The sequence below is a fragment of the Anaerotignum sp. genome (genome assembly GCF_031981185.1).
GTDB lineage: Bacteria > Bacillota > Clostridia > Lachnospirales > Anaerotignaceae > Chakrabartyella.
Genome location: NZ_DALYUL010000003.1, coordinates 1 through 7,667 on the forward strand (window position 1 = coordinate 1; position 7,667 = coordinate 7,667).

General features: G+C 35.9%; 7 protein-coding genes. All 7 read right to left on the reverse strand.

All coding sequences use genetic code 11. The features are described 5' to 3' along the window. Nucleotides 1-461: 461 nt before the first annotated feature. Complete coding sequence (locus RTK36_RS02015) at nucleotides 462-1,115, reverse strand: response regulator transcription factor (protein ID WP_312043810.1); 654 nt, start codon at nucleotides 1,113-1,115, stop codon at nucleotides 462-464. Nucleotides 1,116-1,135: 20 nt separating this feature from the next. Then, nucleotides 1,136-1,840, reverse strand: a complete 705-nt coding sequence (locus RTK36_RS02020) for a response regulator (protein WP_312043812.1) — start codon at nucleotides 1,838-1,840, stop codon at nucleotides 1,136-1,138. 374 nt (nucleotides 1,841-2,214) lie between these two features. After that, entirely contained in the window at nucleotides 2,215-3,684 is a 1,470-nt protein-coding gene (locus RTK36_RS02025) for an FAD-binding oxidoreductase (protein ID WP_312043814.1), read from the reverse strand. A 228-nt stretch (nucleotides 3,685-3,912) separates the two neighbouring features. Beyond that, nucleotides 3,913-4,389, reverse strand: a complete 477-nt coding sequence (locus RTK36_RS02030) for a helix-turn-helix domain-containing protein (protein ID WP_312043816.1) — start codon at nucleotides 4,387-4,389, stop codon at nucleotides 3,913-3,915. 248 nt (nucleotides 4,390-4,637) lie between these two features. After that, nucleotides 4,638-5,315: a GntR family transcriptional regulator gene (locus RTK36_RS02035; protein WP_312043818.1), complete on the reverse strand. Its 678-nt coding sequence runs from the start codon at nucleotides 5,313-5,315 to the stop codon at nucleotides 4,638-4,640. 258 nt (nucleotides 5,316-5,573) lie between these two features. Next, nucleotides 5,574-6,593, reverse strand: a complete 1,020-nt coding sequence (locus RTK36_RS02040; RefSeq protein ID WP_312043820.1) for a zinc-binding alcohol dehydrogenase family protein — start codon at nucleotides 6,591-6,593, stop codon at nucleotides 5,574-5,576. Between the two features lie 211 nt (nucleotides 6,594-6,804). Then, nucleotides 6,805-7,667: TRAP transporter large permease (locus RTK36_RS02045; protein WP_312043822.1), on the reverse strand; the 863-nt coding region annotated here is incomplete at its 5' end.

A 7,667-nucleotide genomic window follows, 5' to 3' on the forward strand; every position in this document is an offset into this window, starting at 1 on the left:
CCAGGATCAAACTCTTATATTAAAGTTTTGTCCTGCCAGTCTCAATGTCTGGCTTACTTCCGATTTTTTCGAAATCGGTAAACTCTTTTGTCTTCTTTTGCTTCTCCGCATAGCGGATAAGCTGAATTGACTATGGGTTGTGTGTTTGTATCTCTACTGTTTAGTTTTCAAGGATCAACTCGCTGTTTCAGCAGCGAAATTTATCTTACCAGATTTATTCAATCTTGTCAAATACTTTTTTCATTTTTTTAAACTTTTTTGTCGCATCTTTGCTTTATATGAATAAAACCTTACTGCAAAAAATTGTTTAAATTTACCAAGCTGTTCAGCAAGGAAGTTTATAATAACATGCCATTTCTATCCTGTCAAGACTAATTTGTCTTTTTTTGTTGTTTATTAATATATTTTAGATTTATGTACTCTAAATTAGAAATAAGAGAATCCCGTTGAACAAAAACAAATTATTTTCTTTCCGGATTCATTTGGGTCGTAACTGCCATAACCGCAAGTTGTGTACGATTTTTCACCATAAATTTAGAGATCAGCTCCGCCACAATATTTCTTGCCCTTCCTGCTGACATTCCAATTGTATCTCCTATTTCTTCATTTGTCATGCCTTGTACCACTAAATCTAATACTTCTCTTTGTCTTTCCGTCAGCTCCACGCAAAATTTATCCTCTGTATTAATACAGATTGTTGATGCAATTCCTTCTCTTTTTATGAAAAATGCAAATTCTTGTATATATTTCTCTCCAGCAAAAGCTTTTTTAATTACAGCAAAAAGTTCCTGTGGAACAATATCTTTGGAAATATATCCATCCGCCCCATTTTTAAAAGCAGTTGCTATATTTTTTTCGTCATCTTCCACAGATAGAACGAGAATTTTCGTGCTTGGTTCTAACTTTTTAATCTCCAATATTGCATCATGTCCAGAGTATACGGGCATATTCAAATCCATTAGGATAACATCAGGCTTTAATTTTAAACACAAATCAACAGCCTCTCTTCCATCGCCTGCACAACCAACAACCTCAAGTTCCGAATTTTGTCCTATCACTAATTTTAGACATTCTCGCAAAATAATCATATCATCCACAATAAGTATTTTAATCACAACGAAAACCCCTCAATTCATCAAATTCCATACGCAAACAATACCTTTTTCAGTTGATTCAATTCCCAGGTCATTTGAGCACCACCCTTTTCCAACTTATCTGCTATTGTTTGAATTTTCCTAAGACGCATCATGGAAGCCATTCCTTTTATTTGATGGGCATATTTAGCTACATCTGATTGATTTCCAATTGTACTTGCATTTTCTATCTTTAAAATGAGTTGCTTGCAGATGTGAAAAAAATCTTTTAATAAATTAGTAGCCTCTCCTACGGAAATTTTCATTTCCTTACAAAGTAATGAAACCGCATCATCAAAATTAATTTCGCCATCTAAATCAACTACTTTTTGATTTCCTCTATCCATCCCCTGATCTGGTAAATATGTATCGATCATATTTTTGAGAAGATTAACATCAACAGGTTTTTCAATCACATCATTCATTCCACTACGAAAACATCTTACCCTTATTGGGTCTGTTACTGTGGCAGATATTCCAATAATGGGTATTGAATAAAAGTTGTTTCCCATGGCACGGATTTTTTTTGTTGCATCATATCCGTCCATATTCGGCATTTGACAATCCATAAAAACCAATCCATACGTTTTTTTCTCAAGCATATCAATTGCTTCTAGACCATCACCTGCAACCTCTGATACTATCCCCAAACCAGATAAAACAGCCTTAAAGAACTGCCAGCTAAAGCTATTATCTTCAACAACCAAAACTGTCGCCGATTCTTTCCCCATGTCTCTTTCCTTTCTACAAGAAGTGTTACAATAAACACTTCCAATTAGAACGATGTATATTGTTTTCATCGAAATCTAAGTTATGATTATTACTCTTTCTTCTTATTGTAGTCTTTAAGATTACCTTTTACAAGATATTTTGCTTCAAGTAAAAAGAATCGTGATTATGTCCACCCCCCCAACTTTAATTGTCATGAAAAAACGAAATAAGCACAATAATTTATATGTCCTCCTTATTATATAGATAGAACAGAGAAAAACAAACCCAAGAAAAAGCACCGAACTTTTTATTTCGATGCTTTTTAGTCAATCCTATATAATTGATTTGTTCAAGCAGTATGCATTGTATCTTATCTTTTTGATACATATCGAAAGCCCCTATAGTTCTCCGCTCCTATTTCATTTCTTTTTCCTTCCATTTCATCTTTAAATGGATATTGTTGGCACAAAGATGCCCCCTCAGTATAGAAATTTGCCCTTTCTATACTTTGTGGAAAAGCAAAAATATTTTTAGGGTCATATTTCTGTTTTATTTTCTTCAATACCGTTGCATGAGTTCCATAATACTCACGCAAATAGTTATATATTTCTCCATATGGAAAATTTACATAGGAACCCATGGTGATTGCCTCTAGGTAAGGGAATCGAATGTCAATCCATTCTCTGTTCTCTTTTGCGTATACTGGATTCTCCCATACGGTTTCAAGCCACATTATATAGTTTGCATTACGATAGTAAAAGGCTGTATCATCAGTTCCAATTTCCGAAACTCTTCCGCCCAATGCATACAGTGAAATTCCCGCAAACACAGATCCAGAAGAACGTCTCCTTATTAAATCTACAAGTTCCGTTCTTTCATTCGAAGTAAAATCCCTGAAAGCAAAACGACTTGCAGATTGAAATTTTTCTGATGCTGGGTAGACACTTCCTATGATTGTAACTGCCTCAAGAAATGTCATAAATTCAATATTATACTCTGCTTTATCAAGGGCAAGAAAGTCAGCCATCATTTCCTTTGCCGCTTCCGCTGAGCCATAAAATATTCCTCTAATTAGCATTCCTAATCCATCCTCAGAGGAATGATAAACCCTACCAATCAAAGTAATCCGTTTATCGGCAGTTTTTAACCATTCTTGCCATACCAAAAGAAATTCTTCCTGCTCTTGCTCATGGACATTTAAATAATCAATTTCAATCAGTGTCACATTGCTTACCTTTGGTGCCAAATTAAAGGTCATAGATACGATTACGCCAAAATTACCCCCGCCGGCGCCTCGGCAAGCCCAGAAAAGATCGCAATTGTTTTCACGGTTGGCTTTGATGGCGATGCCTTCATAATTAATTAACTCAATTTCCTTTAAACTGTCACAACCCAATCCAAAATTACGGCAAGAGAGTCCCCATCCTCCGCCTAATGCATATCCACTAACGCCAACGGTAGGACAAGTCCCCCCCGGAAAAGGATATCCCTTGGATGCAACAAATTCATATACCAGCTTATTGGTCACCCCACCTTGAACAGTCAACTCATTTGAACGTTCATTAATCTGCATGTCGTTCATTTTGCTTATATCAATCACTAAAGTGCAATCCCCGTTGGAATACCCTTCATAATTATGTCCTCCGCTGCGTATGCGAATTGGCACACAATGTCTTCTAGACCAAATGACTGCATTTGAAACATCGGTTTCTGTTACGCAATATACAATAATTAAAGGAAACTGCTGAATTGCTGAATTAAAGCCTTGTCTTGCTTCATTATAAGTCGGGTTAAAAGGAGTGACAATGTCTCCTGTCAGACCATATAGAAAGTTATTCATAACTGAACCTCCATCCTACTATTCAACAAAATGTAGTCAATTGACTACTTCTATTATATGAAGGTATGTTGGTATCTGCACTGTTTTCAAATTAAATGGAATCCACTATCCTTTGGCAATTCCCCTATTTATCTTCTTTAGATCGAAAGAGTAAAAAGAACACATCTCCCTGAAAGATTATTTAGGATAAAGTACACTCAATCCCAACCGCAACTATAAGCTTTTGATTTAAATATCTATTTCATTGCCCAAATACTGAAATATCTTTTTATCGTATTTTTCTTTTTTATACCAACCTAATGCAATCATAAAAATACCTACTAATAAAACTATGGTTCTTTTATCCGAATACGGTGAGTACATACACGAGAGGACTATGCCCGTACCAGCTCCGGTTAGAAAATCAACAAAAGATTTTTCATGTTTGAAATTCTTGATATGGTTCAGTGTTTCTATCAGATGATCATCGGCTTTTCCCTTAAATTCTGAGTCCTTTAAGCGCTCAGCATAAAGTAACTCATTAGCGCTGATACCTAATTCAACACATAACTTAGGAATTACAGATATGTCAGGCATATAATTTCCATTTTCCCAACGAGAAATCGTTTTATTCGTAACTCCAATCTTATCACCCAATTCTGTTTGGGTCATACCCTTTTCCTTTCTTAACTCAGCTATAAATTTCCCTATTTTTTTCTGATCCATGGTTTATACCTACCTCCCTTGATGATAAAATTATAGCAAAAATGTTGACTTATGTATTCCCCATAGATGGCGATTCCCTCTTTGTTGAAGAATAATGATTCTAATTAAATACATTTCTATTTCTATTTTCGCTCCATCTTCTCTATCTCTTTGAAATCTTTCACCAATCAAAATAATGAGTTATAATGACTTCATATTAAAATAATATATTTACGAGAATAAAAAAAGACAAGCAACGGCTTGTCTTTTCACTTAAAATATTCTGGAAATTTATTTAATAATTCTTGTCTTTCCTGTTCATACTGTTTTAAATGTTGTCGCATAAGGGTGACGGCTTTATCTCCATCCCGTTCTTTAACAGCCTCTAAAATAGCTCTATGGTCTTCAACGATCTTATTCGCACCAACACTGGCCGAAACCTTAAGTAATCTTAATCGATCAAAATGAATAGAAAAGCTTCTGACCACATCATAACATTTTAACTTTTTTGCAATTTGAAATAGCATTTTATGAAAATCATTATCCGCTTCAAAAAGCCCTTCTGGATTGTTATTCATACAATACTGATTTTGAAGACGCAGGTTTTCTTCTAACTCAGCAATATTGGCTTCATTAATAACCCTGCAAACCTCTTTAACAACCCCGCATTCCAACAAATTTCGCATGAAATAAGTTTCATCTATCATATCATAATCTATTAAAGAAATCCTACTTCCTCTTTGAGGGAAAACCTCCACGATACCTATGTTAGCTAACTCGCTTAAGGCTTCTCTAACAGGGGTTCTAGAAATACCCAGCTCTAAAGCCATTGTATTTTCACTCACTAGGGTTCCAGGCTTTAAATCAAGGTTTATTATATTATCTTTCAATACGCTTAACGCATATTCTCTAGAGGTTTCACGCTTCATCTTTTCTCTAACCTTCACTCTTCTACCCCCTCTCACGTTTCTTATCTACACTATCATAAATAAATTTCATTTTCAATAGTATAAAACAACAAGATATAAACATTATTCTGTAAACAAAAGGCTACACTTAAAGCAGTATAGCCTTGTCAAATGTCTAATATATTTTCATAACTTAGAAATCTGAAAACCAATCTACAATCTTTTCTAAGTATCCTCTTAGAGTCATCTTCCTGACTCCCCACGGCCAAAAGATGGGAAATATACGAAACATCTTAATTAATACATTTTTATTACTATTTTTCTAGTTTTATCTGGATTTTGTTCAATATACTTAAATGCTTTTTCCATATCCTCTAAGGGATAAAATGCAGTTACAAAATTCTCAAATACTATTTTTTCATCTCTTACATATTCAATAACCACAGGAAAACGATTTGTCTGATGACGTGAGCCCATAACACTAACTTCACCTTTAGACAGCAATATGGGCGCTATCTCGCTAGGTGTTGTATTAAAGCTTAATTCTACTACTCTTCCAGCATTAGAAACGTAAGTTAAAGCATCCTCGAAGCTTTTTTTGTTGCAAATAGCATCGACTACCACGTTAGCTCCCATTCCGCCAGTAATTTCGTGAATTCTTTCAGCAACATTTTCTTTCGTTGCGTTTATTGTAAACTCTACACCATGTTTTTTGGCAAAGTCTAATTTCTCGTCCACAATATCAGACATTATGACTCTAGCACCTAAAATGTTGGCATTTTCCGCCACTGTAAGCCCTATGGTTCCGCCACCCATAACGAAAACGAAGTCATCCTTTGCCACTTGCCCTCTATAACAAGCTTGTGCCCCTATGGTAAAGGGTTCGATTAAAACCGCATCCTCTAAAGATACGTTATCTGGTAATAAATGTGCATTGCTCTTGGGAACTTTAAAATATTCGGCACAGCCTCCATCAATATGAGCCCCGTAAACCTTTAGTTCCTGACATGCGTTTCGTCTTCCGTTTTTGCAAGAGTAACACTCTCCGCAGGCGATAAACGGTTCTACCACCACTCTATCCCCTACCTTTAGTGTCGTAACTTCTCTCCCAACCTCATGAACATGACCTACTATTTCATGCCCCCAAACAAGAGGGTATTTAGCGAAGGCGTTTTGCCCATGGTAAATATGTAGATCTGATCCACAGATGCCTACATACTTCACCTTAATAATAACATCATCAGCTTTTTCTATTTTAGGCATGGGTGTTTCTTCTATTTTAATAACCCCAATTTTTTCTATTATTCCTGATTTCATTTTCAGACCTCCTAAGTCTTTTTGGGGAAAGAACATAAGTCATTGTCCCCGCTCCCCCTTAAGTCTTTAAGTATGTTACCTCGGAAAATCTATTAAAGGATTTTCCTCTGGAGGTTTTTCATCCTTTCACCTATTGCACAAGGCATACACTTTTGGGGGGATTATAATTAATCAATATATGTGTAATACATCAGTCGACTAATTCTAAGAATTAACCCCCTAGCCAGCCTAATGGTACTGTAATCAGACCCGGGAACAAAATAAATAAGTAAACCAGTGCCATTTGGAATAAATAATACGGAATAACCGGTTTTATTATCTCTTCCATTCGAATCTTCCCGGTGGCACAGGCGACATTAAGAACAGGACCCACCGGCGGTGAGGTTAATCCTAAAACATTAGCAAGGGTGAAAACAATACCGAAATAAACTTTATCTATTCCAGCCGCCGTAATAAGGGGCAACATAATAGGCGTCATAATTAATATAGTAGGAACCACGTCTACACAAGTACCCATGACTATAATAATGGTCATCAAAATCGTCATTAATAGAATGGGGTGACTGGTCAAACCAGAAAGAGACTCTGTAATGGCTTGAGGTATTCTTGAAACCGTCATAAGATAAGCTGCTACGTTAGCTGCCGCCGCCAAAAACATTACCACCGCTGACATTTTAGCTGCTGATATAAAAGAAGTAAATAAATTCTTTAAAGTCAATTCTCTATAAACTACAATGCCTACGAATAACGCATAAACTACTGCAACAACCCCTGCCTCAGTGGCCGTAAATACGCCACCTCTAAGCCCCACTAAAATAATAACAGGAAGTAATAAAGCCCATAAGCCACTTAAAAACATCTTAAGCGTTTCTTTAAAGGAAAGCGGGGGGTCATTAGATTTTACGCCATCTTTTCTACAGACAAAAAACCAAATGCCACACATGATAACCGTGAAATATATAGCAGGAAAAATACCGCCCATAAATAGCGATTTTATTGATACACCCGCTGAAACACCATATACAATCATTGGTATGGATGGAGGCATAATAGGAGCTACTATATTAGCCGAGG

Excerpts from the sequence above, each read along its gene's own strand:
- RTK36_RS02030 (WP_312043816.1), bottom strand. The coding sequence starts at position 4,389 with ATGGATCAGAAAAAAATAGGGAAATTTATAGCTGAGTTAAGAAAGGAA.
- RTK36_RS02040 (WP_312043820.1), bottom strand. The coding sequence starts at position 6,593 with ATGAAATCAGGAATAATAGAAAAAATTGGGGTTATTAAAATAGAAGAA.
- RTK36_RS02025 (WP_312043814.1), bottom strand. The coding sequence starts at position 3,684 with ATGAATAACTTTCTATATGGTCTGACAGGAGACATTGTCACTCCTTTT.